The sequence below is a fragment of the Pseudomonas sp. MF09156 genome (assembly GCF_059862305.1).
On the sequence record NZ_JCBCUR010000001.1, the window covers coordinates 349,630 to 376,183 of the forward strand.

The 26,554-nt window shown below is 62.0% G+C and carries 14 protein-coding genes; 8 read left to right on the plus strand and 6 right to left on the minus strand.

Annotation, left to right across the window (positions count from 1 at the left end):
* The first annotated feature begins 17 nt into the window (after positions 1 to 17).
* The 4 genes from AC19YY_RS01600 to AC19YY_RS01615 are packed head-to-tail and all read left to right on the plus strand — an operon-like array spanning position 18 to position 3,294.
* On the plus strand, positions 18 to 1,256 hold the full coding sequence (locus tag AC19YY_RS01600; RefSeq protein WP_500603794.1) for a hypothetical protein: 1,239 nt from the start codon (positions 18 to 20) through the stop codon (positions 1,254 to 1,256).
* 15 nt (positions 1,257 to 1,271) lie between these two features.
* Positions 1,272 to 2,009 carry a molecular chaperone gene (locus AC19YY_RS01605; RefSeq protein ID WP_169954486.1) on the plus strand — a complete coding sequence of 246 codons (738 nt, stop codon included), beginning with the start codon at positions 1,272 to 1,274 and terminating at the stop codon, positions 2,007 to 2,009.
* The gene (locus AC19YY_RS01610) at positions 2,009 to 2,536 is read left to right on the plus strand and encodes a CS1 type fimbrial major subunit (RefSeq protein WP_169954485.1); all 528 of its coding nucleotides are present in this window, start codon (positions 2,009 to 2,011) and stop codon (positions 2,534 to 2,536) included. Before AC19YY_RS01605 ends, AC19YY_RS01610 begins: the two co-directional genes overlap by 1 nt.
* A 14-nt stretch (positions 2,537 to 2,550) precedes the next feature.
* Positions 2,551 to 3,294 (plus strand): molecular chaperone, encoded by a 744-nt coding sequence (locus AC19YY_RS01615; protein ID WP_170041806.1) that lies wholly within the window; start codon positions 2,551 to 2,553, stop codon positions 3,292 to 3,294.
* On the opposite strand, the gene AC19YY_RS01620 is transcribed toward AC19YY_RS01615, so the two are convergent.
* The gene (locus tag AC19YY_RS01620) at positions 3,284 to 8,296 is read right to left on the minus strand and encodes an NEL-type E3 ubiquitin ligase domain-containing protein (RefSeq protein WP_500603795.1); all 5,013 of its coding nucleotides are present in this window, start codon (positions 8,294 to 8,296) and stop codon (positions 3,284 to 3,286) included. The genes AC19YY_RS01615 and AC19YY_RS01620 overlap by 11 nt on opposite strands.
* 118 nt (positions 8,297 to 8,414) lie before the next feature.
* Complete coding sequence (locus AC19YY_RS01625) at positions 8,415 to 11,546, minus strand: transglycosylase domain-containing protein (RefSeq protein WP_500603796.1); 3,132 nt, start codon at positions 11,544 to 11,546, stop codon at positions 8,415 to 8,417.
* Between the two features lie 601 nt (positions 11,547 to 12,147).
* Between AC19YY_RS01625 and AC19YY_RS01630 the strand changes: the two genes are divergently transcribed.
* Positions 12,148 to 13,566, plus strand: a complete 1,419-nt coding sequence (locus tag AC19YY_RS01630) for an amino acid permease (RefSeq protein WP_170041809.1) — start codon at positions 12,148 to 12,150, stop codon at positions 13,564 to 13,566.
* Positions 13,567 to 13,614: 48 nt separating this feature from the next.
* Here the strand turns inward: AC19YY_RS01630 and AC19YY_RS01635 are convergent, their stop codons facing one another.
* Positions 13,615 to 20,097 (minus strand): NEL-type E3 ubiquitin ligase domain-containing protein, encoded by a 6,483-nt coding sequence (locus AC19YY_RS01635; protein WP_500603797.1) that lies wholly within the window; start codon positions 20,095 to 20,097, stop codon positions 13,615 to 13,617.
* Between the two features lie 62 nt (positions 20,098 to 20,159).
* A complete protein-coding gene (locus AC19YY_RS01640; protein WP_169954479.1) occupies positions 20,160 to 21,296 on the minus strand; it encodes an OpgC domain-containing protein in 1,137 nt (378 codons plus the stop codon).
* Positions 21,297 to 21,559: 263 nt separating this feature from the next.
* On the opposite strand from AC19YY_RS01640, the gene AC19YY_RS01645 reads away from it, so the two are divergent.
* Genes AC19YY_RS01645 through AC19YY_RS01655 form a run of 3 tightly spaced genes read left to right on the plus strand, consistent with a single transcriptional unit; the run spans position 21,560 to position 24,383 of the window.
* Positions 21,560 to 21,934: a GtrA family protein gene (locus tag AC19YY_RS01645; protein ID WP_170041812.1), complete on the plus strand. Its 375-nt coding sequence runs from the start codon at positions 21,560 to 21,562 to the stop codon at positions 21,932 to 21,934.
* Entirely contained in the window at positions 21,931 to 22,866 is a 936-nt protein-coding gene (locus tag AC19YY_RS01650) for a glycosyltransferase family 2 protein (RefSeq protein ID WP_170041813.1), read from the plus strand. Before AC19YY_RS01645 ends, AC19YY_RS01650 begins: the two co-directional genes overlap by 4 nt.
* 23 nt (positions 22,867 to 22,889) lie before the next feature.
* On the plus strand, positions 22,890 to 24,383 hold the full coding sequence (locus tag AC19YY_RS01655) for a glucosyltransferase domain-containing protein (protein ID WP_500603798.1): 1,494 nt from the start codon (positions 22,890 to 22,892) through the stop codon (positions 24,381 to 24,383).
* 38 nt (positions 24,384 to 24,421) lie between these two features.
* Here the strand turns inward: AC19YY_RS01655 and AC19YY_RS01660 are convergent, their stop codons facing one another.
* Both AC19YY_RS01660 and AC19YY_RS01665 read right to left on the minus strand, forming a co-directional pair.
* A complete protein-coding gene (locus AC19YY_RS01660) occupies positions 24,422 to 24,706 on the minus strand; it encodes a putative quinol monooxygenase (protein WP_169954475.1) in 285 nt (94 codons plus the stop codon).
* An 11-nt stretch (positions 24,707 to 24,717) separates the two neighbouring features.
* A complete protein-coding gene (locus tag AC19YY_RS01665) occupies positions 24,718 to 26,337 on the minus strand; it encodes an FMN-binding glutamate synthase family protein (RefSeq protein WP_169954474.1) in 1,620 nt (539 codons plus the stop codon).
* Positions 26,338 to 26,554: the final 217 nt, after the last annotated feature.

Here is a 26,554-nt window from a genome sequence, read left to right on the forward strand (position 1 = left end):
CGAGATTGCCTAGCACCATGAGACGTATCAGCACCTTGATCACCCAGCTTGGGGTCGCGGGCGCGGCACTGTTGTGCAGCTCCACGGCGCTGGCCCTGACCCAGGACATCACGGCGGTATTTACCCCGGACCCTGGCAACCCTTTTGTGAACACGTTTCGCAATACCACGCCGGTCAGTTCTATCTGTCAGTCGCACATTCCCAGCCAGTGCAAGGCGCTGAACTTGTTCAGCCTGCGGATCCCGGCGTTCGACGCCCTGAGCAACGCGCCGATCCAGGCCAACCACGAAGATGAGCGCCAGGGTTTTATGGTGCAGGTGCCCTCCAGTTGGCGTGATGCACAAGTCACCCACACCCGCACCGGGGAAGTGGAGACCGTGCAGATGCGCATCGCCGGCTTCGGTGGGCTGTGGCAGGTTTCCTATCCGCCGGGCGTGTCGGGCTGGGCCCAACCGGGTTTTTTTTGGACGACTCAATGGCTCAGGGCCCCAAGCCCTTGCGTCAGTACTGGCCACCTTGCGGCGGGTCGGCAAACGGCGACCTACTTCTGGATCGTCCCGGAAGGCGCCGGGGTGTGCAGTCGCAAGCCGTCCCAGGACCTTGACTACATGCGTATCTACCAAATGGAGTACGCCTATGAGATCCGCACGCCCAACCCCTTGGGTATGTCCAGTGGCGAGTACACCGGCAGCCTGACCTACACCCTGGGGCCACGGGGTGACTATGACTTTGGTGATGTGCTGATCCCCACCGACAACCAACTGACCTTCAACTTCAACCTAGAAGTGCAGCACCAACTCCAGGTGGAGGTCCCGCCGGGCGGCAACCGCGTCGAGTTGGTGCCCCAGGGCGGCTGGCAAGCCTGGGTCAACCAGGGCCGCAAACCGGCGCGGCTGTTTCGCGACCAGACCTTCAATATCTCTGCCTCGTCACGCTTCAAAATGCAGATGACCTGCGAGCGGGTGATCGGCGACACCTGTGCCTTGCGCAACACCAGCGACGGTCACGAGGTGCCGGTGGATGTCGCCGTCAGCCTGCCCCACGGCCTCAACCGTGAGGATGGCGCCGGGGTGATCCGCCAACCGCTGTTGCTCAGTGGCGTCGGCACCGAGATGTTGCAACCGACTTTCTACGTCAACCGCCGGCCCGGCACGTTGCACTTCGAGGTCAAGAAAGAGTACGCCGACCAGATGCTGGAGCGTGGCGGCACCACCTATGCGGGCCAGGTCACGGTGGTCTGGGATTCGGAGCTTTAAATGAGGTGTATGGGTATGAAATATCTGTTGGCGCTGTGCACGCTCTGCTGGCTGCCGCTGTCGATGGGCGCGCCGAACATCAATGTCGGCGTGTTCTACGACTACCTGGCTGAGGACAAGAGCACCTACCTCAAGCGGGTGTTCAACAGCGGCGACAGCACGGCGTTTATCAAGGTGTCGGTGATGGAGATTGTCTACAACGCCGACGGCACTTCCGAAGAAGTCGAACTTAAAAGCAACCCCGAAAACACCGCCCGTGACGGCTTGGTGGCGACCCCGGCGCGGCTGATCGTGCCGGCCAATGGCATGCAGGGCACGCGCCTGCTGTACCTCGGCCAGCGCGACAAGGAGCGTTATTTCCGCCTGCGTTTTGTGCCGGTGATGCCAGAGCCCGAAGACGGCTTTGTGGTGTCCAGTGAAGAGCGCGAGACCTACAAAAATAGCCTGTCGGCCGGGGTCACGGTACTGGCTGGGTTTGGCACGGTGTTTTTCGTGCGGCCCAAACACAGCCGCTTCGCCACCCGTGTCGATGAGCGCAACGACGCCTATGGTCTGCACAACGACGGCAACAGCGTGGTGGTGGTGGATCAGTTCAAGGACTGCCCCACTGGCCAGACCCAGGAGTGCCTGCCCGTGACCAAGAACCACATCCTGCCGGGGCGCAGCTTCAGCTTTGCCAAAGAGGCCGGGCGTACCTACCGCTTTACGCTGGTCGAGGGCCGCGCGAAAAAACACTACGAGGTCAAAGGCTGATGATCATTCAACGCGCCCCCGAACCCCCGCGCCGCTCGGGCAAATTGTGCAAGGTGCTGACGGCAACCCTGCTGCTGCTCGCCGTGGCCCTGCTCAGTACCCAGGCCCTGGCGATTCGCGAAGAACAGGTGTTTGACGTCACGGTGAGCATTCCCACCGCAGACTTTTATGTGCTGCCGATCCGCCCCGCGTTCCTTGAGCGCCAGCAGGAAATGACCTGGAACCTGGTGACCCGCACGCTCAAGCCGCTGCGCGAACAGTTCGACGTGAAGAACAGCGGCGGCGGCATTGTCGCGCGCCTGGGTCAGTTGCCGACCCTGTCCAATGGCCGGCGCCTGATCCTGCTCAATGTCGAGTTCAACGGCCAGTTGCTGGATTTGACCGATACCCAAGTGGTCTCTGCCGAGCAAGCGCGGGCCGGCAAACGTGTGCAGCTGGAAATTTCCGCCGTCGAGCCCGAGGACGGTTATGTGGCCGGCGACTATTTTGGCAGTGTGCATCTGATCTTCGACGCGCTGCGCCCGTAATCAATGAGGTGCTTATGAAATACCTGTTTGCAGCACTGGGAATGTGCCTGTGGTCGCTGAATGCCCAGGCGGGACCGGCGATCAATGTCGGTGACTTCTACGACTACATGAACGGCGACAAGAACACTTACCTCAAGCGCGTGTTCAATGGCGGCACCAGCACCGCGTTCGTCAAGGTCGACATCACCGAAATGCTCTACAAACCCGACGGCAGCTATGACGAAGTGCCGCTCAAGGACCAGGCCGGCACTGGCCTGGTACGCGATGGCCTGATGGCCAGCCCGGCGCGCCTGATCGTGCCGGCCAACGCCATGCAGAGCACGCGCCTGCTGTTTATGGGCGAGCGCGACCGCGAGCGTTACTTCCGCGTGCGCTACCTGCCGGTGGCGCCGGAGAAGGACGACGAGTTCGGTGTCAGCGACGAAGACCGCACCGCCTATGAGGCCTCGCTGGCGGGCGGGGTGCGGGTGATGTCCGGCTACGGCACGGTGTTCTTCGTACGCCCCAGCCAGAGCCGCTTCGACACCCGTGTCGAGAACGGCGGCCAGCGCTACACCTTGCGCAACGCCGGTAACACCGTGGTGGTGGTAGACGAGTTCAAGGACTGCGCCGTGGCCGATCGCCTGGACTGCGCGCCCGTGACCAAGAACCACATCTTCCCTGGCCGGGTGTTCAGCTTCGACAAACAGGCCGGGCGGATCTATCGGTTTTTCCTGGTGGAAGGCGCGGCCGAAAGGGTGATTGAAATCAGCGGCTAGCCCGGCGATTACGCAGCTCTCGCGCCGCCATCAAGGCGGTGCGGGTGCGCTGGCGCATCCACTCCTCGGCGTTGTAGCCCAGTTCCTCCTCACGTTTTTCGCAGGCAGCTTGGAATTTCAGCGGGTCTGCCAGGTTCGACTCGGTCATGCCCTGCGCCTTGGCCAGGGCAGCGATCTGTGCGGGTAACGGTACTTTCTGCGGCACCTGTTCCCACATCTCTTGCAGATCAAGCAACTGCTCATGCTGGGTCCTGAGCCACTGCTGCTGTTCGGCGTATTGGCCGGCATAGCGTTTTTGCAGCCAGGCGCGCCAGTGCGGGTCCAGCAGCATGCGGTTGACCAGGCCGTCACCGTTTCCCAGCTCCTGCACCCGGGCATAGGCCGCGTCAATCTGCGCGGCGCTGACCCGGGCGGTGCTGCGGTACAGCATATGCTCGGCGATCCACGGCAGGTCCAGGCGCACGGCAAGTGCGGTCTGGTAGGCCAGGTAGATTTCTACCTCATCGACCTGGCCGGCCACGCCGTCGACCACTTCGGTGAGAAACCGCAGGCCCTGGCCGCCCTCGGCGACCGGCGCCAGGCGTTGTTGCACATCGGTGCGGATCACATCGTTGAGCTGTTGCAGGCGCGCCCGGCCCCTGATCAGGGTGGCCAGTTGCAGTTCATGCGCCTCTGGCGTCTGCGCCTGGTGCTCGATCTGGTAGAGCAGCACCTCGACCCCCAGTTCATTGAAAATCTGCGTCCCCGCATCCGGGCAGTTGCTGGGGAAGCTGGCCATCTCGAACAACCGTTTGCGCAGCGGCGTGTCGACCACCGCCGCTTGCAGCAAGAGCCACACCTGCTGCGTCAACTGGCGGTGGTTGGCGGCGTAGCGTTGTTGATCTTGCGGGGTCTGGAACACCTCCGGCTGCTCCAGGGCCTTGAGCACCTCGAACAAACCCTGGGAGCCATGTTCGCGCTCCAGCGCGTCCCAGACTTGCCGGGCTTCTTCCCGGGCGGCCGGTGACAGGTAGTTCAGCCACGGCGTGCAATCGCCGCGAGGTTCATAGGTGCGCTCCGGGTCCAGGCCGACCGACGCGCGGTAGGCTTTGAACTGTTCGCGTTGCAGGGCGTCCAGCGCCGAGCGGTTGAGGTAGGTGCGGGCCACCAGCGCGGCTTCGCGACTGCCCAGGGCCACCGCGGGCAGGCGGGTGATCGCGGTGCCTTGCAGGTTCAAGAAAAACGGCGCCGGTCGCGGCACCTCGAACAGCCCCTCGGGCCAGCGTTTGATTGGGCTGTGGCTGAGGTCCAGGTGTATCAGGTCGCGCATGCGCCCGATGTCCGGCGCTTGCTGGGCGCGGGTGTTGTTGAGCTTGAGGCGCCGCAGGTAGCGCAGGTTTTTCAGGCGGGTGATGTCTTCGACCGGCAAAGTCAGCGGGCACCCGGCCAGGTCGAGGTCTTCCAGGTGCCGCAGCTCGCGGATTGCCTCAGGCAGGCGGGTCAGCGGGTTCTCTGCCAGATACAGGGCCGACAGTTGCGGGAAGTGCTGCAGGAACTGGCCGTGGGCCGGGCCGAACTGACTGCGGATCAGGTTCAGCTCCGTGACATGGCTGAAGTCGGCGCGCAACGGCGGCAGCGTATCGGGCAGTGTCACGCCGCTGAGGTCCAGGCGCGAGCCGAGGGGCTCGGTGGCGGCGCGGATCTGGTCCTGCCAGCATTCGAGAACTTGCCCCTGAATGAAACTGCGCAACTCCCGTTCCATGGCGGGCGGATGATGCCCCGGCTGGCGCGACCAGTGCGCCAGATCGCCGTCCAGACGGTAATGTTCAACGATTAACTGGTTGACCCGGGGGCCGATCTGCTCGTGGCCGACCTTGTCCATAAAGGCCAGGATGCGCGCTTCGCTCTGGTGCGCAAAGACTGTCTTCAAGGCGTTCAGGATCAACGCGTCTGCACTTCTGAGTACCGCAGTGCGCACGGGTATGGGTTTGCCTAGCAGCTTCAGCGTTTGCGGGTCGGCGTGGCGTGGGACCGGCGGTTGGGCCAGGGCGGCGCGGCGTTCGGCCAGAGGCTCAAGGGTGGTCAGCAGCCAATGCCGCAAACCTTCGCCCTGGCCGGGGCCAAGGCCCAGGGCCCGGCGGCTGTCGAGGGGGGCGGCGTGCAGCAGGGCTTCGTACAGGGTGTCGAGGTCATGCAGCTTGCGGTGCTCGGCATCGCGCACTTCGTAGCCCAGGTGGTCTTTCCTGACCAGGATGCGCCGGGTACTGGCGTTGGCCGGCCCTGCCTCGCAGCGCAGCCGCCCATCTGCGCTGTGCTCGCGGATTTGCAGGTGCAGGTCGGCAAACCAATCGCTGTGGCGTTTGAGGGTGCCGAGCAGCATGCGTTCGCTGTCGATACTCTGGCGCCAGGGGAAGTAGAAACCTTCATAGGCGTGGCTGGTGCCGGCGCTGAAGTGCAATTCGCGGGCGAGGTTTTTCAGGCGCAGCGGCAGGCGCCCCTGGGTCGCCATCAGGTTGCGCTCGGCTTCATCGGCAGTGGCGAGCAAGGCCCGCGCCACGCTCGAATCCATCTGCGCGAAATGCTCGCGCAGCAGGCGGATACCCGGCTCATCGGACAGCTCGCGCAGATGATGGGCGTACTGGCCGATCTCTGGCGCCTGGCGGGTGACGTAGGCCGCCAGTTGCTCGCGCAGGTGTTGCACTTGCTGGGCCTTGGGCACCTGGGCGCCGAGCAGGGCACGGGTTTGCGGCTCATCGAGAAAAGCCAGTACCTGTTCCGGCAACTGGCCGGACATGACTTGCGCCACACTCAGGCGCAGGGTGTCGGCAGGCGCCGCAGCGAGGTTGCCGTAGCGGTGCGAATCGCCGCTCAGGCTGGCGCTGAGGAACACTTGCAGGGCCTTGTCCTGGGGCCAGCCCTCCAGTTCGGTGACGGTTTGCTCGAACCAGGCGGAGTCTGGGGCCAGGGGCATGCCTGCGCGGATCTGCGCGCTGGCCTGTTGTGCGCTGGCGTAGGCCTCGAAGCGGTTCAGGGTGTCGGCCAGCAACGGCGGCAGAGGCTGCTCATGCAGGTACAGGCTGCGCAACTGGTCGTCATCGCAGCCACTGGTGCGGCGGATCTGCTCCAGTTGCGCGGCGCTGAAAGCCTCGGCCCTGGGCCCGAGGCGGCGCATCAGGGTGGAGCTGTCCCAGGTTTGCGGCTGCTCGGCTTCATGCACCACGATGCCATTGCCGCGCCGATGCACGTGGGGCCGGTAGGCATCCGCGCGGCGCGGGTGGACGATGCGCCCGTGTTGCACCTGATACTGCGCACCCTCGTGGCGCATTAACGGTTGATCTGCGGGTGCGCCCGGGTCGGCGACATAGGGCGCCAGGTCCGGGTTCCACAGGCGCCGGCGGCCGTCGGCGAGCGTCACTGGCGTGAGCCCTTCGACAAACGCCGACAGCTTGAGGCGCAGCGGCGCCGCCACCTGGATGCCGGCGGCGAACAGGCCGAACTGCACCAGGTCCTGGGCCACCCCGATCAAATGCTGCGCCGCCTCTGTGCCCCGGCCCTGGGCCCAGTCGAGCACCCCCTCGAACACCTGGTCGGTGAGCTGATAGGCGGTGTAGGCGAGCATCACTTCCCCCAGCCCCGGCACAAACGGGGTGAGCACTTGCAAGGCGGCGTTGAGGATATCGCCGAGGATTCGCCCCAGGTTGTCCCACCAGGCCTGGCGGGCCAGGCGGTCGACGCGGCTGGTCGAGACGGCAATGTCCTGGGCGTCATTGAGCACTTTGTTCAGGTGCACCCGGTAACGGTAGTGCCACAGGTCATTGTTGCCGCTTGAATGCGCGCGGTTCTGGTAGTCGTCGGCAATGGGCTGCACATGGAATTGCAGGTGGGGATGGTCCAGGGGCGTGTCTTGCCAGGTCGGTTGGCTATCGGTCGCGGCTTTGGCGCGCCACTGCACCCGGCTCAGGCGGGTATTGAGGTTGGCGAAAAAAAAGCCGCGCTGATCATGGTCGACAAAGCGGCTGAAGAACACCTGATAGCGTTCGCTGTCACGCAACTGGCGGGTCAGTTCGCGAATGAAGGCCAGGGGCGTGGGGTATTGCTTGAGGGGGTGCGCGGGGTCGTCCGGCACATAGGCAATCACCCGCGCCGCCGAGTGGGGTGTGGCGCAGAACAGCAGGATGCCGGTCAGGCGAGTGTTCATCAGGTCCAGGGTGTGGCCGGCAAGCACCTGGCCATCCAGGCGCAGGGCGGTGTTGCCAGCGATCAGCGCGAGCACTTCGTCACAGGCATCCTGGGCCAGGTCGCCCTTGACCAGGGCCAGGTGGGCGGCGGCCTTCAACGCGGCTTGGTGCTGGGCGATCACCTGGCGGCGCAGGTCGCGGGCCACCGTGGGGTTGTAGACACCCATGACAATCTTCAGATGTTCACGGTAGTGCCCGCCGATGTTCAGTGCGCGGCACAGTTGCTTGAAACCCTCGGCGGTCAGGGGCGTGCCGCGGGTCTTGTGCTTGAAGGTCAGGCTGCGCTGCTGCCCACGGGCATCGGCGCCAGACAGGAAGGCATAGTCGACAAAGCTGTCGGTGGCGGCAAAGTTATGCAGCGCCGCATCCAGCAGCGACAGCGTATGGCTGGTGACGCCTGACTTGAAGTCATGTACCCACCAGGCTGTCGACGCTTTGACATACAGGCGCACATAGGTGTTGCGCACATCAATCGGACCATAGTCGGCGCTTAGCGCGCCGCCCAGGATGCGCTCGGCGTAGGCATACAGATCATTGAGGGGCTGGAGGCGCTTATCCAGGGTGTTGAGGGCTTGCCAGTGGCCGGCGATAGCCTGCCGCAGGTTGGCGTGCTGCGCCGGCGCGGCGTTCGGGTAGGGCGCCGGGTCCTGGAGCCCGACGGCCTGCAAGGCATCCAGGCGGTGCGGGGCGGTGGTTTTCAGCCACGGCGACAGGGCACTTTCAAGCAATGGGTAGTGCCGGCCTTGAAACGTGGCCGGGCGCGGGGAAGGGAGTAAGTCAGCCATGCAACAGATCCTGAAAAGAGCCATGAAAGCGCTTCAGTCTATTTTGGGCTGGGGCCGAGAATAAGTTTGAATACTGGGTCCAACAGGCCGCTTACACAGGCGAACCGTTCAAAAATCATCACCTTGAAAACAGCCGGCTACCGCCCTGGTTCAGCGCCATTGAGGCGGGGGCACACAAGGTGTGGCTGCCCGGTTGCAGATAAGGCGTGAGGATCGGCGCCATGCCCTTGAGCACCTGCACCGGCAAGGCCGAGGTGAAACTGAAGCCCTGGGCCGTGGCGCCGGGGACGAAGGCGGTCAAGGTGCCGAAATGGTGCTCGCCGATATAGAACACAAACGTCGCCGTGCGGTTGATGGCCTTGGAGCTGAGCACGCGCCCGCCGGCCCCGATGGCCTCGATGCGGTTGTCGCCGGTGCCAGTCTTGCCACCCATGGCCAGTGGTGTGCCGTCGGCCAGCTTGAAACTGCCGGCCACGCGCTTGGCGGTACCGGCATCCACCACTTGCGACAGCGCCTCGCGCAGGGCCGTGGCCACGGCGCTGGGCATCACCCGCTTGCCGCGCTCGGGGTCGTTGACCAGGCGTGTGTCGTAAGGCGTGCCGGCGGCAAAGTGCAGGCTGTCGATGCGCAGTGTCGGCTGGCGGATACCGTCGTTGAGAATAATCCCCACCAGTTCGGCGAGCGCGGCCGGGCGATCGCCGGAACTGCCGATGGCGGTGGCGAGGGACGGTACCAGATGGTCGAACGGGTAGCCCACCTGTTGCCAGCGCTGGTGGATATCCAGGAAGGCCTCGATCTCCAGCATGGTGCGGATGCGGCTGTCCCGCGCGCTCTTGTGCCGGCTCTTGAACAGCCAGCTGTAGACCTCCTGGCGCTCGTGCGTGCTGGCCGCCACCGCCTGGGTGAAGGTGGCGTCGGGGTGTTGCAGCAGGTAGCCGAGCAACCACAGGTCCAGGGGATGGACCTTGGCGATATAGCCCTGGTCCGGCAAGTCGTAGGCACCGGGGCCGTAGTTCTGGTAGAGGGTGGCCAGGCGTTCGTCGCTGAGTTTGGCGCGGGCCGTGGGGTCATTGAGGTGGGCGCGCACAAAACTGTTGAAACTTTGCTGGCTGGCCTGCGGCAACAGGTAGCGGTGTACGGCGGCCAGGCGGATGGCGGTGGGGTGCAGGCTGTCGAGAAAGGTGTCGAGGCGCGCCTGGGTGTCCTTGTTACGGTACTTTTTCCAGAACCGCAGCAAAAAGGTGGTGCCCTCGCGGTCGGCGAATTTTGCCAGGTATTCCTGGCGGCGCGGGTCGCTGTCGTCCTTGAGCAGTTCGGCGCTGTTGTTGGCGCCCTGGTAGGTGCTGTAGCGCACCAGGTCGCGCATCAGGCGGACAAATGGCAGGTTGATCGACTCGCGTAGCGCCTCGCGCAAGGTCGGGTTGCGGCCGTTGTCTTCGTTGCGAAAGTTATGGAAGTGATGCAGGCCGCCCCCTGTGAAAAAACTTTCGCCGGGGCTGGCGGAGTAGTGCCGGTCCAGGGCTGCGGCGAGCATCGTCGGCAGGTTGCGGTCACTGTTCTGCACCAGGTAATCCACGGCCCAGCGTGTCAGGCGGTCCTGCTCGTCGATGGCGACTTTTTTCAGCGCCGCCGGGCTCTGGTCGGCATAGCGTTGGTGCAGTTCGCTGATGATTTGCAGGTAGGTGGTCAGCACCCGCAGCTTGGCGGTGGAGCCCAGTTCCAGCTTGCTGCTTTCATTGATATCGAAGGGCTGGTCGGTGTTGTCGGTCTGCACCCGCACCCGGGCGCCGTCGGCGGTCATTTCGTAGAGGGTGAAGCTATAGCGCACCTGGGCCGTGCTGGCGGGGGTCAGCAGACGCGGCCCGAGCAGGCCGAGCTGGCCGGCGAAGGCCGGGTCGGCCAATTGCTTGAGGTACGCGGTGGCCTGGCTTTGCAGATCGCTTTGCAGGGTGCTGGTGGCGGCCAGGTCGAGGCGGTCGAGGTCGTACAGCGGGCGATCGAGCAGGGCGGCCAGGCGGCTGCGCGCGACACTGATGCCCTTGTTGGTTTCTATGGGCTGCAGGGTCGGTTGCTGCTGCCAGTTGCGGTAAGTGACCTGGCTGGCCAGGGCGGCGCTGGCCAAGGCCGGATCGATCACCGCGTTCTGCGCCAGCAGGCGGATATGGCTGTCGGTGAGGCTGGCCAGCTCGTCGCGGCCCTTTGACAGGTAGTGGGAAGGACGGCGCTGGGCGATGGTCAGCGACAGCACTTCACGCAGGGCCAGGCCTTTTTGCGCAAGATCCTTGGGGTCGTCACTGGCCAGCAGGCTGTTGGTCCGGTTGAAGTCGGCGCCGTACCAGACCCGCAAGCCTTCGGCCATGCCATGCACTTCACCATGCCCGGGCACCGCCGACAGCGGCACGCTGTTGAGGTAATCGCGCACGATCGCCTGGCGCGCTACCAGCGTCTGGGGGCCGTCCAGGTAGGTGCGCACGCTGGCGGAAATCATCTGGCGGATCTTCTCGCCACCCGACAGTGTCAGCCCGTCGGGCGAGTGGCGATATTTCTCCAACTGCGTGGCTAGGGTGCTGCCGCCTGCAGTCTGGCCCGGCAGGTGCAGCAGCCGGGCCACCTGCGACCAGGCGGCCTTGGCAAAACGCGGCCAGTCCACGGCGGGGTTGGCCTGGGGCTGGGCGGGGTCGAGCAGCTCGCGGTTCTCGATAAACAGCAGGCTGTTGACCACCACCGGCGGGATCGCGGCAAAGGTCGGATAGAACTGCTGCGGGTAGCTGAACTGGTACAGCGGCTCGGCGCGGCAATCGCTGATCGTCAGGCCTGCCTGGATCTTCTCGTCATAGGGCACAAACAGCCCCTGGCGGCTGTAGTCGAGCAAGGCCTGGGAGAACTGCGCCTGGCTCTGGATCAGGTAATTGCGCTTGAGCAGGCGTGGCAGAAAATCACTCAGGGCACTGTAGCCCAGGCGTTTGTCGAAGGGGCCGGCGCCGGGGTAGACAATCGCCGCGCTCGGGCCGGGCTGCACCTGGTAACTGAGGGTGGCGGCGATCCGGCTGAATTCCCGGGCCTGCCACTTGGAGGTGCGCATTTCCCGGGACGCGGCATAGGCCAGGCCGATCAGCAGCATCACCAGCAACAGCCAGAACATGCGCCAGCCGAAGCGGCGTGGGCGGGTTTTTTGTGGCAAAGGCGGTTCATCCGCACTGTCGGTTGGCACCGCAGCCTGGGTCGAATCGGTTTGCCATAAAACACCCATAGTCGATTGATCCATTCACGCAGATTGATCGGACTTGTTTCAAGCGTAGTCGCTGATTGGTCCACGCAAGGAATTTGTCTGCGCCGGCGATGACCGACTACCACCGACGGCAGCGGGCGCGGCCTTTCGCAGCATCCAGGCCGGACAGAGCGGGCGCGTGACGCATGCCCTGGCGATTCATCGCGGCGAAATCCACTTGCGCATGGCGCGCGAGCTGTTCTTTGACGCGCCGCCCTGGCCTGAGGGCGAAGTGCCGTTCTAGAGCCTTTGCGATTGGTAAATGCGACCAGGGTAGGGGCATGACGCTGCACCCATGCTGTGCAATACTCGCCGCCGTTTTCCAGGGAGAACGGCGTTCCAGGCAGATGATGCCTCGCCGTCATATCGGCTTTTGCCGAGAGTTCTCGCTGAATTTTGCCGTTTATTGAGTGAAAAGCTCTATAGGGAGCTTTTTATACTGCACGCCCGCTGATCTGGCCGGTTTTCCTGTCAGACGGATCTGCCCACAAGGTAGGCCCGGTGACCCAGGCGTACGAGCCCACCCGCTGGTACGCCCGAGACTCGGTGGTTCAATCCAATAACAAAATGAGGTTGTACCCCTATGCCTGTTGGCAACCATCAGCCCCACGGCGAGACCGCTTCCGGCGGCCCGCTCAAACGCGAACTCGGCGAACGGCATATTCGCTTGATGGCGCTCGGCGCCTGTATCGGTGTCGGTCTGTTCCTTGGTTCGGCCAAGGCCATTGAAATGGCCGGCCCGGCAATCATGCTCTCGTACATCATCGGCGGCCTGGCGATCCTGGTGATCATGCGCGCCCTCGGTGAGATGGCCGTACACAACCCGGTGGCCGGCTCCTTCAGCCGTTACGCCCAGGACTACCTCGGCCCGTTGGCGGGCTTTTTGACCGGTTGGAACTACTGGTTCCTGTGGCTGGTGACCTGCGTTGCAGAAATCACCGCCGTCGCCGTGTACATGGGCGTCTGGTTCCCCGATACACCGCGCTGGATCTGGGCCCTGGCCGCCCTGATCAGCATGGGCACCATCAACCTGATCGCGGTCAAGGCCTTCGGTGAGTTCGAGTTCTGGTTCGCCCTGATCAAGATCGTCACCATCATTGCCATGGTGATTGGCGGCGTCGGTATCATTGCCTTTGGTTTCGGCAACGACGGCGTGGCGCTGGGGATTTCCAACCTGTGGGCCCACGGTGGCTTCATGCCCAATGGCGTGCAGGGTGTGTTGATGTCCTTGCAGATGGTGATGTTTGCCTACCTGGGCGTGGAAATGATCGGCCTGACCGCCGGTGAAGCGAAGAACCCGCAAAAAACCATCCCCAATGCCATTGGCTCGGTGTTCTGGCGCATTCTGCTGTTCTACGTCGGTGCGTTGTTCGTGATCCTGTCGATCTACCCATGGAATGAAATCGGCACCCAGGGCAGCCCGTTTGTGATGACCTTCGAGCGCCTGGGCATCAAGACTGCCGCCGGCATCATCAACTTCGTGGTGATCACCGCCGCGCTGTCGTCGTGCAACGGCGGGATCTTCAGCACCGGGCGCATGCTCTACAGCCTGGCGCAGAACGGCCAGGCCCCGGCGACCTTCGGCACCACCTCGCGCAATGGCGTACCCCGCAATGCGCTGCTGCTGTCGATCTTCGCCCTGCTGCTGGGCGTGCTGCTCAACTACCTGGTGCCGGACAAGGTCTTCGTCTGGGTCACTTCCATCGCCACCTTCGGCGCAATCTGGACCTGGGTGATGATCCTGCTGGCCCAGCTCAAGTTCCGCAAAAGCCTGAGCCCGGCCGAACAGAAGGCCCTGAAGTACCGCATGTGGCTGTACCCGGTCAGTTCGTACCTGGCCCTGGCGTTCCTGGTGCTGGTGGTGGGCCTGATGGCGTACTTCCCCGATACCCGTATCGCGCTGTATGTCGGGCCGGTGTTCCTGCTGTTCCTGACCGTGCTGTTCTACGTGTTCAAGCTGCAACCGACCCAGGCCGGCGTCGGCTCACAGCGTTCGGCGTAAACCCTTGAGCCCTGGCCGGCCTGTCACCTGCGACAGGCCGGCCCAGGTTCACGTGCGCATCAGCGCCCGTTGCGTGCCCTCCGTCAACTGCCGGACCAGGCGGTTATGTTCGCTGGTTTCCAGGTCAACCAGTGCCTGGCGCCGCTCCAGAAATACCTGCGAACGTTTGTCCTGGAGTTCCCGATTCAACAGGCTGACCTTGTAGCTCACGGCTTGCTTGACCGTGATAAAAGGCTCCGGATGACTGTTGGCCAAATACTCAATCCAGAACTCACTCATCAAAATCGCCTCCTGCACGGCCGGTGATTGGCCGAGTCTGCGCAGGGTGCTGCGTGCCCGGCCCACCACCTCATCGGTGACATAGTCATCCACGGTGTACAGCAGCTCCAGCGGATAAAACGGCAATTTGAATTCACTGGCCAATTGGCTGCGCAGGTACACCGTGACCTCGGCCGGATCGACAGGCAGCCCGGCACGCTCGCGCTCGAGAATGAACTGGTCGGCAAAGTGGTCCAGTTGGTTGAGGTAGAAGCAACTCTCGGCCAATTCCAGCAACGCCCGGTCAGCCAGATAACTGCGCGGTTGCAACTTGGCCTGATGGATCCGGTGGTGCAGCTCCATGTTGGTAAAGGCCAGCAGCACACTGTCGCCGCAGTTGCCGGAGCCGTAGGTGTTGAGGCACACCGCGTTGCGCAGTTGCGTCGACTCGCCCATGGCCTGCAACAAGGTCCAGACTCGCTTGGTCAGGCCAGGCCTCAACTTTTTGTTGCGGTAGGCGTGCGTATTCTTCAGGTCACGCAGCACGCGGAATACATCATCGGCACTCGCCGTTTCATTGGCCTTGAGCTGTTCCCACAATTGTCGGCGCGGCGTTACGTCCTTCTCGGCGACGTCGGTCAGCCAGGTGTCGAAGTCATTGGGCGTCGCTGGGGCATGGGCGGGGGTGCGCAGTTGGCCACCCAGGCGAATACCGGTCTCGAGGTAGTAGCGGTCGATGCGTGCCAGGGTCTCGGCGGTCAGCGGGTTCTCATGCAAAAAGGTGTTGCGATTGGCGGCTTGCAGCCACGGGTTGGTGAACACTTCTTCGGGAATGGTGCTAATCGAGTTGGTCTGCAGGTGCAACTCCTCCAAAACCGGCAGGGTGCCGGCGCCGATCGGCCATTGGCTGATGCCGGTGTTGGCCAGGCGCAGGCGGCGTAGCCGGCTCATTTGGCTGACATCCGGGGTCAGGTCCAGGTCCGGATTATCGTTGAGGTCGAGGTGTTGCAGATTGACCATGCCGGCCAGGCGTTGCACGGCGTCTTCGGTCAGGCGAAGGTCGTTGTCGTTCAGGTCAAGGTGGTTGAGCGTGGTCATATCGGTGACCGCGCTGGGCAGTTCCGTCAGGTAACAATCCAGGCGCAGCACTGCGAGCCCGGTGAACTTGGTCAAAAAGTCCGGCCCCGAAGCGGGGAACGCGTTACCGGAAATCCGCAGGAATTGAATGTGATTGAAACCGCTGGTCCCGGTTATGAACGAGGCCGGTGGCAAGCCTTCGTCGTCCAGTTGCAACTCCAGTGACGCTACGTTGAACAGGCCGGCCATGTACACCGTGGAGGTTTCCCGGCGCCATGCCGCACACAGTTGGGAGGCGATATAGCGCCGCCTGCCCCGGCCGGTGCCCAACGGGTCGATCAGAGGGTTGTCGGCCGCCACAGGGGTTTCGCTCCAGCGCGTCAGTTGCGTATCCATGGCCTGGTACTCGGCTTTCAGCCGTTCCAGTTCGAGCAGTTTTTCCGGGTCGGTCATGTTCAACGCGCTCAGGAAGCTGCGTGCATCGGCATTGCCCAAGCGCGGGTACAGCTCCTGGACCTTGGCTACCAGGTTCGGCGGCCGTGGCCCGTGAAACGGCCAGAGGCGCTGCCACAGCGGGTACACCAGGAACGAACGATCCAGGCCCATGGGCGGTTGCATCCAGGGCTGCAAGTGCGGGATATCCAGCAGGCCCTTGATCTCCACGCGGCGAGCCAGGGCCTGCTCGGCGATCTGGCGGCGCAACTCGGCAATCGCGCTGTCGGTGTCAGCCTCCAGCAACACCTGCTCGGCAGCGGACAAGGTGCTGAGAATGACCATCAGCAATCGGGTCGACGGTTGGCCGAGTGTCTTGCCGTGTTCGTCATAGGCCTGATATCCACGGTTGGTCCTGGCCACGGTCTTGCGTGACGAACCCGCCAGGTGGCCCGCTGTTTCCAGCAGGCGTCCCTGGTCGTCCCATTCGCGGATATCGACGCGCAGGTTCTTCGGCCAGGTCGGCAGCCGGCGCAGCAGGTACAGCGTGATCCGGTCGCTGTCGGCATTGGCGCAGGCGTCCACATACAAGCCTTCGAAGGCACGGTTGAGGCGCAAGTCATGGGTTGTCAGGCGCGCCTGTTCTGACAGGCGCAGGCTCAGTTGGTTTTTTTCATGCAGTTGCTTGAGTTCCCGCGGCGAGGCATGGCCGAGAATCGCCTTGACCGCGTTGTTCGGCAGCGCCGGGTACTGGGTCTTGACGGAGCGTTCCTGGGCGGTGGCTGCGGCCTCGCTGCGCTGGTACATGGATTCGAGGATTTGCCCACGCTCGCGCTCAGTGTATTCGACCATCCGGTTGATCAGTTGGACCAGGCGCTGTTCCAGGGTTTGCGGCAGCTCGCCGAGCAGGGCCAGGGCAAGGTCGTCGTCGGTGACGAGTTTTTCCAGGAGCCCGGGGCTCCTGATGTCCTGGTCGGTGACTTGTACCACCTTGGCCCCGGGTGCTTGGTTTGTTGGGTAGCGCAGGGGGCTGGCGCTGCCGATAATCTCCAGCACGTGGCTGGCGGGCCAGCCTGGCAGGCTGGTGAGGATCAGCAGGCGCAGGTCCGGGTTGGCGACCGAGGTGCTGGGCACCTGATAGAGCGAGACGATGAACTGGGTGATCTGCTGGTCCATCCTGAAGCGCTTACAGGTATCGGCAAGCATCGGCGGGGCCGGCCGGCCGCTGCGGTGGACCTGGCGCAGCACGTGGGCCGGGGTGTCGGTCAGGGCGATGATTTTCGCCGCTTCGCCCTCGTCGACCAGTTGGTGGTCACCCCCCAAGCGGTACAGCAGTCGATGCTCGTCCCATTCCATGGGGTTCTCGCTGGACAGACGCCAGGCCCCTTCACGGTTGTGTTCCAGGGTGGGCGTATCGACGCCAATCTTGTCCGGGTGCTTGAGCCGCCACCGGAAAACCCGCTGGTCATAGATGACGCGGTACAACGAGCCAAACAACGGCAGGTAATGCTCGCCCTCATGGGAATACAGCCCCTGGGTATCGGGCAACAGTTTGGCCGGCAGAGACAGGGTGTGCTCGTATTGCTTCAGCGAACCGTCGGCCAGGCGCACATAGCCTTGCGGGTTGCGCTGGTCGCTCATGTACTTGCCCAGGGTGTTTCGCAGGCCTGGGGCGTCGGTCACGCTGGCCATGCCCAGCAGTTCCCGCTCATGGGGTTGCAACACCGAACCGATGGCCAGGTAGAAACTGTCGACGGCCGGTGTTACGGCGATCGTGCCCGCGTTGCGCATGTCATAGGCTTCATAGTGGCCCTCGCCGCTGTGGCGCAGCTCCACGGTGAGATCGTCAGGACCGCTGGAGCGATAGGGTTTGGCGATCCCGCCGTCGCGCACCTCGGTAATCACGAAGCCGCGCTGGAGCCGCTGGCGTACCAGGGCCGAGGCGAACTCCCTGGCCCATTGGTCGGCGTCGTTGTTGAATAACCGTGGGTGGTACAGGCCATCGATGGCCGCGTCGATGCGCAGGCAAGTGCGGTGGTTGTCCAGCAATTCACGAAAGGCGCCGGGCAGTTCCCCACCTTGCAGGTAGGCCCGTTGTTGGCGGGGTGTCAGCGGCTGTTGTTCCAGCAGCCGTTCCAGCAGGGCTGCAGACAAGGGGCGGTTTAGGTCGCGCAGTTTTTTCAGCAGCGGTGTGACGGCCACCAGCGGCGCGGAGGCCTTGACGGGCAGGAAGCGGCGCACAGCGGCGGGCGGCAGTTGCTCGGGTTTTTCATAGCCGGCGTAACTGACCAGCGCGGCAAACAGCGTCAGGCGCTCCTGGCGTGCCAGGGTGACCACGGCCTGGCGCACCGCCATGATCCGCTGGGCCGGCGTGGCATCGGGTTGGTTGCTCAGGCCCAGTTGCGAGGTGCCGGGTTGCAGGCTGATCACCAGGCCCAACAGCGGTTCGGCGCGGTAAGGCACCTGGCCGCTATCCTCTTCACTTTGGTAGCTGCCGTCTTCGTTGCGGATGATCGTAATGGTCGTCGGCTCGAGCAGTGGCTGGGTGCTTTTGCCGAAGGTCTCGATCACGCTGCGCTGCGGATCGCGGATGCTCAGCAGGGCGGTGGCCGGCCATTCGGGCAACTGGGTCAGCAGGCACAGCACTACGCTGTCGCCGTAGGGCGGCAAATAACCGGCTTGATGAAAGCGCCCGATGATGTGCTGGATCAGTTGGTCGGCTTGCAGGCGCCGCACACCTTCGATCAGGTTCAACGGCGCCGGCTCGCCGTGCCATACCTTGTCGAGGGTTGCACGGGAGGTGGCGGTGCAGAGCAACATTTGCTCGAGGTCGAGCTGGGTGATGTTCGAGGAGTCGCCGGGCAGCATCTGTTGCAGCAACTGGGTATCCGACAGGGCCTGGGCGTTATGCAGGTCGAAGGTCCAGGCTTGCAGCGCCGGGTCGAACACGATGGGTGGCTTGTAGCTGCTGCGCCCGTTCTTGAGCACGTAGCGCTGGGTTTGCTGGTCGTGGGTGACTTCGGCGACCTGGGTCTGCTGTTCATGGTGCAGCTTGACGTACTGTTTGCCCTGCACGGCGAATACGCACAGGGCATCGGCAGTCTTGCCCTCCAGCAGGTAAGGCTCGTCATGGGCGTAGGGGTGCGCGTCAGGCTTCCACAGTTCATCGACCCCGTCGGGCCGCGTCACCTTGCGCGGGTTGCCCAGGCGCTGCAGGTGTTCGAGCATGCGCTGGTGATGGACCCTGCCGGCGATGCTGATCAGGCGCCCGCTGATGGCCAGGTCGGCGACATCGCTGAGGGTCGTGGCAAAGCTGCTGGCATCGCCTTTGGCTGCTTCATTCAGGCCCACGCTGACGCTGTAGGTCATGCTGCCCAGCACCGCCAGTTGCATCACCCGGTTCATTCCCGTGACTCCGCCGGGCAGGGGCGTGAGCAGCAGTTGCAGGACTTCGGCGGCGATGGCCGCAGCGGCGTCCTTGAGTGCTTGCCAATCGGCTTCGGAGCGGGTGTTGGCCAGGGTGTCCATATCGGCCTGGCAGCGCTGGACCTGCCGATAAGTCAGGGTTTGCAGCAGGGTTTCGGCGGGGCCTCTGGGTGGGTCGACGGTGAAGCGGATGTCGTCGAGGGTGCGTTCGGGGAAGGCTGCGTGAAACCCGTCGTACAGCTTGCCGGCCAGCCAGTTCAGGCCTTCGGGGCGCTTCTCCAGGGTCAGCAACGGCTTGAACACCGACAGCCCCACCAGCGGCAGTTGCCGGGCAAACCAGCCGAGGTCGTCCTGGCGATGGCTGTCGCGCAGTTGCCGGCGAAAGTCGGCTTCTGCCGCGCGCGCGTCGGGGTGGTAGCGAAACGCACCGCCGGGGCGGAAAGGGAAATACGACAGCACCCCGAGGCTGGCCACGCGGATCAGCAGGAGCGGCACGGGAATGGCGCTCTCCCAGGGCACGAAGGGCACGGCGGCAATCGGGGTGACGCCCGAGGTCAGGCTCAGGCTCTCGACCGCCAGTGGCGGCCCGCTGCCATCGAGCGAGGCGGTGAGGCTTGCGTACACCGTTTGCGTCAGGCCGTTATGGGCGCGGTTGCGCCAGGCGTCCAGGGCATCGAACTGCAACAGGGCCTGCGCTGCCACCCCCATCAAGCGGCGCAGCGTACCCTGCTGATCGAGGGTGGCCTTGATCTTCACTTGCAGTTGGTGGCCCAGGTCCAGCTCGCGGGCGATGGCGATAAACTCCCGAGCCTTGAGACTGCGATCGCCGTCGGGGCCCACCACTTTGCTGGCGTCGACGAGGCTGTAGCCGGAGTCCTGGCGCAGGCCTGAGGTGAAGCCGAAGTTCACACAGGCTGCTTCCCACAGGGACATGCTCTTGACGTGTTCGATTTCGCGGTAATCGATATCGGAGCGGCGCGGCGTGCGGATGTGGCTGCCGGGCTGGCGATCCCAGGGTAAGGGTTGCTCGATTTTTTCAATGTAGGTGGTGTCGAAGCGGTACTGCTCGGGATCGCGCCCGCCGATCCGGCTGCGCAACTGCGCCAGGCCATCGGCCTTGAAGGAACGCACCACCCGTTCTTTTTCGCTTTCAACGGCCGCCAGTGCCGCGTGGGCCTGGCGTTGCAGTTGCACGAAACGCTGTTGTTCTTCGGTGTCCAGGCCCTGTAGGGCTTGGGTCACATTGCGCTGGATCAGCTCCAGCGCCTGTTGCTGGGCCCAGGAGGTGCTCGATTGCAGATTGCCAGACAGGCCGTTGAGTAAATGATGAGTCGGCATGCGCTCTACCTTTCACGATAAGTGGAAGGCAGATGGAAGCACTGCGCATGCGCGCCCGGGGCCTAACTATTTAACGGGCGGCCCTCACTGCGTTGGGCCTGGTTCAACTGCTTGTTGAACTCCAGCCACGCCGCCAGCCCGGCCATCAACACCAGGCCCAGCAGCGCACTGAATATCTGCATCGGCCAGGCGTCGTCGACCTGGGCGTTGAGCATGTCAGCCAGCGGCGCCAGCAGCACTCCCAGGCAGAACACCTCCAGGGAGTAGCGCCCCATGCGGCAGCTTTGTTGCGCCAGCCAGTTTTGCGTCCAGCCCCGGCCGGGCAGCAGCTTGGCGGTGACATAGGCCAGGGCCAGGAAGTGCAGCAGGCGTACCGGCGACAGGTCGGTCTTGCTGATGGGGTACAGCAGCTCGCTCAACACGGCCGGCATCACGGCATCGTGGATTTCGGGCCAGCGCCAGGACAGGGTGATCACCCCAGCCAGCAGCGTATAGGCCGCCGCGCCAAGAAACAGCGGCTGCCTGTGCAATGGCCGGGTTTGCGGTGTGCGGGGCATACCTGCGCGGATCGCCGCCGCACCGCCGAGGACGAACAGGAACTGCCAGGTCACCGGATTGAAGTACCACACGCCATCGGCAATCGCCGCCAGGTTCCAGCCCAGCCGTGGCGCCAGCAGGTACACCACCATCGACACCACTACCACCGCCAGGGGCTTGCGTACCAGCACCGGCAGCACCAGCGGCAAGCCCAGCAGCAACACGATATACAGCGGCAACGGGTCCATCAGGTTGGGCTTGAAGCGCAGCAGCAATTCATCGGTCAGGGCTTGTTGTGGGTTGGTGATGAAGTGGGTCAGGCCCATTTCCTGCACCAGGTCGCGGGTTTCTACCTTGCTGTTGGCGAAGAACACGATGCCCATCAGCATCGCCAGCAAAAAGATATGCACCACATACAACACCCAGGCGCGGCGCAGGATTTTCAGGCAGGCCATCGGGTAGCCTTCGCGCTGCAACACCTTGCTGTAGGCCAGCACCGAGGCGTAGCCGGCGAGGAACACAAAGACCTCGGCGGCGTCGCTGAAACCGAAATTGCGCAGGGTGATCTGACCGAGCGGGTTGTGGGGCACGTGATCCCAAAAAATGAAGATCAACGCCAGGCCCCGAAAAAAATCGATGCGCGGGTCGCGTCCGTTAAGCATGGCTGCGGGCTCTTGAACAAGTCGTTAAGTAATGACCCGGGATGGTCGGCAATGGTACGCGCCGTACGTCGGGCCGGCGCAGGTTGGCGGTATTTGTAAGCAATTGCAAAGGTTGGGTATTACTGAATGTCTCAATTGCCCGAAAGGGTCATGCCGTTGGTCGTATAAGCGCTGCTACCTGTTATTTCTGACAGTAGACGGGCTTTTGTGAGCATGGCTTGCTTGCCTATCGGCTGCGATAGGCAACGAGGCGTGATGGTGGCATGAGCAGACTATGGATAGGGTTCTCCAGCTATACGGTGATTGGCATCGCCAACACAGTGATCCACTGGCAGCTTTTTTTCGTGCTCCGGGCAGCGCTTGACCTGAGCCAGGCCGTGAGCAATTTCCTGGCGTTTTGCGTGGCGGCGAGCTTCTCGTTTTTTGTGAATGCCACGTTCACCTTTGGGGTATCCGCTTCGCTTGGCCGCTACCTGTTATTCATGCTGTGCCTGGGCAGTTTGAGTCTGGTGGTCGGCTGGATGGGTGACTATTGGCGATTGCCCGGCCTGGTCACGGTGGCGGTGTTTTCCCTCAGTAGCCTGTTGTGTGGCTTCCTGCTGTCCAAGTACCTGGTGTTTCGCAGGCCTGAATCATGAGGCTTTCGCTGATCGTGCCGTTGTTCAATGAAGAACTGGCGATCGAGCCGTTCTACCAGGCCATACGCCGCGAACCATCGCTGCTGGAGCATGAGGTCGAGATCGTCTTTATCAACGATGGCAGCACCGACCGCACGCTGGAGATCGCCAGGGATATCGCGCTGCTTGATCGCAACGTGGTGCTGATCAACTTTTCGCGCAACTTCGGCAAGGAGCCGGCGTTGTTTGCCGGCCTTGAGTACGCCAGTGGCGAGGCGGTGGTGCCGATGGACGCCGACCTGCAAGACCCGGTGGAGGTGGTTGCTTGCCTGATCGAGAAATGGCAGCAGGGCGCCGATGTGGTCCTGGCCAAACGCCGCGACCGCTCCAGCGATGGCTACCTAAAACGCCACAGCGCCTCGCTGTTCTACCACCTGCTCAATCGCATCGCTTACACCCATATCGAAGAAAACGTCGGCGACTTCCGCCTGATGGATCGCAAGGTGGTGGACGTGATCAAGGCGCTGCCAGAGCAGCAACTGTTCATGAAGGGCGTGTTGTCCTGGGCAGGGTTCACCGTGGCGATTGTCGAATATGACCGGGCCTCACGGGTGGCTGGCCAGAGCAAATTCAATGCCTGGAAGTTGTGGAACCTGGCGCTGGAGGGCATCACTTCGTTCAGTACCTTGCCGTTGCGGTTATGGAGTTATATCGGTGCCGGTATTTCGTTATTGGCACTGGGGTATGCGGGGTACCTGATTGTCGACAAGTTGCTGTTTGGCAATGAGGTGCCGGGGTATCCGTCGTTGATGACGGCGATCCTCTTTCTGGGCGGTGTGCAACTGATCGGAATAGGCATATTGGGGGAGTATGTGGGGCGGATCTATATGGAGGCTAAGCATCGGCCGAGGTATGTAGTGAAAGAAGTAGTTCGGAACATGGCTCGGAGGTAGGTGCGATGTGGAATCAAAGGGAGTTGAGCCGAAAAGAAATAATGATAGTGTTTGTAGTGCTTTCCTTCGCTTATATTTATCCACTTGTTCATGCGGACTATGCCTATGTCGATGATAATTGGCGAGCTTTGCATCAGGCGCAAGATGCGTGGAAAAATCAAGGCCGGATCTTGCTTGAAGTGTTGCATAGGGTCTTGACGTTTACCGGTGGTACAACCAATATATTTCCTCTGCCGCTGTTGATATCTGTATTCGCACTTGCATTGGCCATGACGCAGTTGACCCTGTGGTATTTTACTCGCCCCTGTATTTTAAGTTGCCTGGTGGTGTTGCCAATTTTATGTAACCCCTTTTTCTTGGGCAATCTGACTTATCAGTTTGATGGTCCAGGCATGGTGTTGGCGGTTGTTGCGATCATTTATGCAATTACCTGCACTATTGAGCATGTGGTTTATCGGGGTTTTGCATCCGCATTATTGATAGCTATTTCATTGAGCTTGTACCAGCCCACCCTGTCGCTGTTTGTTGGCTTGAGCATTGTTGAATTCGTCTGTGGAGTAAAAAATAGGATTTCTACCGTTAAAGCTTTGTCATTAGCTACGCAGAGGTTTGTGCAACTGACTGTAGGAAGCCTGATCTATGCTCTGACTGCCTACCAGTTGACTGTGGATGGACGAGGAAACTTGAGTGTTTTTGACGCTAGATGGCTTGAGGTAGCGGGTCAAAAACTGATCTTCGCTATGGAACAGGTTGGTCTATTGGTTAACCCTGGGGCAATTTATTTTACTGTTTTGTTGCTGGTTGTCGCGACGTTTGCGTTTGTTTTATTTATGAAAAATATCGTTGATATGCCAGGAGGAGTACTCAGCAGAGTTATAGTGCTGGCTGTGTATTTGCTTGGTTTTCCAATATTGCTGTTAAGTATCCCTGGCGTCATGCTGTTTCTCGTGGAGCCAAATCTGGATGCAAGAAATTATATCGGATTTTCCGCTGTCTTGGTTCTTGTCTTGTATTTGAACTATGAGGTGCTGGGGCGAGCTTGGCTAGCCGCTCGATGGGTGTTGGTAGTTCCAGTGTTGTTCATGTTTGCCTTTTGTTATGCCTATGGTCAGGTAATTATCGCGAAAAAAGAGCTTGAGATGGCGATGGCTCAATACATTGCAAAAGACATTGTTTCGGAAAAACAGCTGGGATTGGTACCGGTATTTTATTTTGTAGGTCCACAAACGGGGGGTAACTGGCTACCTCGGGGGCACGATGCCATGACCTATATGCCAGCACTGAGGTATATTTTGAGTAATGCTAACGTCTTGCTGCATCCTCACTTTTTTCCTCGGTTGGGAATCAATAATGTTGTTGGCGGTAAGCGTGATGTTTTTAACAAGTTGGTTGCTTTAAATGGCGTGGGTTCGCCTGTGGTGGACAGTAAGTTCTATTCGATTTATGTGACCTCTGAAGGGGGATACATTGTCATGAAAGAAATACGCGATTCCGAAAACTACAATGACATCCCCTAGAGCCGCTGCCGAATCGATGATCGGCAGCGGGAGATTATTTAAAACCCATCCATCAACAACACCCGGCACGGCCTGGCCTGATACGCATTGATCTGCGGCACCAGGCGGGTGAAGTGTTCGGTCTGGCAGTGCGCATCCAGCGCGGCCTGGTCGGGCCATTGCTCGATAAAGATAAAGTGCCCCGGGTCTTTCTGGTCGATGAACAAGTCGTAGGCAATGCACAGCGGTTCCTGGCGGGTTTTTTCCACCAGTTCGGCGTACCAGGGGCGCACTGTGTCCAGGTGTTCGGGTTGGATAAAGTCTTCAGCAATAACTTTCAACATCAGATCGGTCCTTAGGCAGCTTCTACTTCATGGGGCTCGAAACTGTCGGCTCGCGCCATCTGCCACATACGCGAATAAAACTCGCCGTTCACTTCGCCGGTCAGCAGTTCCCCAGGCTTTAAGAACACATGCAACTGCGAAAACAGTTTGATCTCGGTGGCCGACATGCGCCGTACCAGGTGCTTGGCCGACAATTGCGACGGATGATCAAGGCCGGCCGCCGCGAGCATTTCCGCCAGGGCCTTGAGGGTGTTGCGGTGGAAGTTGAACACCCGCTGGGCCTTGTCCGGCACCACCAGTGCGCGTTGGCGCAAAGGGTCCTGGGTGGCCACGCCGGTCGGGCATTTGTTGGTGTGGCAAGACTGCGACTGGATACAGCCGATGGCGAACATAAAGCCCCGGGCCGAGTTGGCCCAGTCGGCGCCGATGGCCAGCACGCTGGCGATATCGAAGGCGCTGACGATCTTGCCGCTGGCGCCCAATTTGATCTTGTCGCGCAGGTTCAGGCCCACCAGGGTGTTGTGCACAAACAGCAAGCCTTCGCGCAGGGGCACGCCGATGTGGTCGGTGAATTCCACGGGCGCAGCGCCAGTGCCGCCTTCCTTGCCGTCGACCACGATAAAGTCCGGCAGGATCCCGGTTTCCAGCATGGCCTTGGCAATGCCCATGAACTCCCACGGGTGGCCCAGGCAGAACTTGAAGCCCACCGGCTTGCCGCCCGACAGCTCACGCAACTGGGCGATAAAGTGCATCAGTTCAATCGGCGTGGAAAACGCGCTGTGGCGGGATGGCGAGATGCAATCTTCGCCCATCAAAATGCCGCGGGTCTCGGCGATTTCCTTGGTCACCTTGTGCTTGGGCAGGATCCCCCCGTGACCGGGCTTGGCGCCCTGGCTCATCTTGATTTCGATCATCCGCACTTGCGGGTTTTGCGCCTGCACGGCAAAGCGTTGCGGGTCGAAACGGCCGTCGCTGGTGCGGCAGCCGAAGTAGCCGCTGCCCAGCTCCCAAGTCAGGTCGCCGCCGTTTTCCCGGTGGTAGGCGCTGATGCTGCCTTCGCCGGTGTCATGGGCGAAGTTGCCGAGCTTGGCCCCCTGGTTGAGGGCGCGGATGGCATTGGCGCTCAACGAGCCGAAACTCATCGCCGAGATATTGAACACCGACGCCGAATACGGCTGCGTGCACTGCGGGCCGCCGACCATCACGCGAAAGGCGCTGGGGTCGCTCAACGGGGCCGGACGCATGGAGTGGCCGATAAATTCGAAGCCGGACTGATACACGTCGATCAGGGTGCCGAAGGGTTTGTCGGCGCTTTCATTCTTGGCCCGCGAATACACCAGCGAACGCTGGGCCCGGGAGAAGGGCAGGGCATCGCTGTCGGACTCCAGCAGGTACTGGCGGATTTCCGGGCGGATGCCTTCCACCAGGTAGCGGATATTGCCCAGGATCGGGTAATTGCGGCGCACCGCGTGGGGGCTTTGCAGCAGGTCGAACACGCCGATCAAGCTGAGCACGCCGGTCACCAGGGTAAAGGGCCACAGCCATTCGTGTTGGATAAAGGGGAGGCTGGCGAGGGTGAAAATCACACACACGGCAAAGAATGCATAACGGCTAAGCAACGACAGGCTCATACGGTTTCCTTGGGTTCGGACTCTTTCTAACCTGCGGGAGCCGGCTGGCCGGCAATGGCGTTTTCGATCGCGCTATCGCTGGCAAGCCAGCTCCTGCAAGGATCTCCAGGCTATGGATGCCTGTGCTCTCACGGAGTCCCAGCTTACGGGCGAGGTCCTTGCCGGGGCAACCACATAGAACCCGGGCTTCTATCGGTATTGCAATACGTTCTCGTTT

Bases quoted from the DNA above. Each gene is read 5' to 3' on its own strand.
- AC19YY_RS01650 (WP_170041813.1), top strand. From the start codon at position 21,931: ATGAGGCTTTCGCTGATCGTGCCGTTGTTCAATGAAGAACTGGCGATC.
- AC19YY_RS01600 (WP_500603794.1), top strand. From the start codon at position 18: ATGAGACGTATCAGCACCTTGATCACCCAGCTTGGGGTCGCGGGCGCG.
- AC19YY_RS01625 (WP_500603796.1), bottom strand. From the start codon at position 11,546: ATGGGTGTTTTATGGCAAACCGATTCGACCCAGGCTGCGGTGCCAACC.
- AC19YY_RS01660 (WP_169954475.1), bottom strand. From the start codon at position 24,706: ATGTTGAAAGTTATTGCTGAAGACTTTATCCAACCCGAACACCTGGAC.
- AC19YY_RS01665 (WP_169954474.1), bottom strand. From the start codon at position 26,337: ATGAGCCTGTCGTTGCTTAGCCGTTATGCATTCTTTGCCGTGTGTGTG.
- AC19YY_RS01610 (WP_169954485.1), top strand. From the start codon at position 2,009: ATGATCATTCAACGCGCCCCCGAACCCCCGCGCCGCTCGGGCAAATTG.
- AC19YY_RS01630 (WP_170041809.1), top strand. From the start codon at position 12,148: ATGCCTGTTGGCAACCATCAGCCCCACGGCGAGACCGCTTCCGGCGGC.
- AC19YY_RS01645 (WP_170041812.1), top strand. From the start codon at position 21,560: ATGAGCAGACTATGGATAGGGTTCTCCAGCTATACGGTGATTGGCATC.
- AC19YY_RS01620 (WP_500603795.1), bottom strand. From the start codon at position 8,296: ATGGCTGACTTACTCCCTTCCCCGCGCCCGGCCACGTTTCAAGGCCGG.
- AC19YY_RS01640 (WP_169954479.1), bottom strand. From the start codon at position 21,296: ATGCTTAACGGACGCGACCCGCGCATCGATTTTTTTCGGGGCCTGGCG.
- AC19YY_RS01605 (WP_169954486.1), top strand. From the start codon at position 1,272: ATGAAATATCTGTTGGCGCTGTGCACGCTCTGCTGGCTGCCGCTGTCG.
- AC19YY_RS01635 (WP_500603797.1), bottom strand. From the start codon at position 20,097: ATGCCGACTCATCATTTACTCAACGGCCTGTCTGGCAATCTGCAATCG.
- AC19YY_RS01615 (WP_170041806.1), top strand. From the start codon at position 2,551: ATGAAATACCTGTTTGCAGCACTGGGAATGTGCCTGTGGTCGCTGAAT.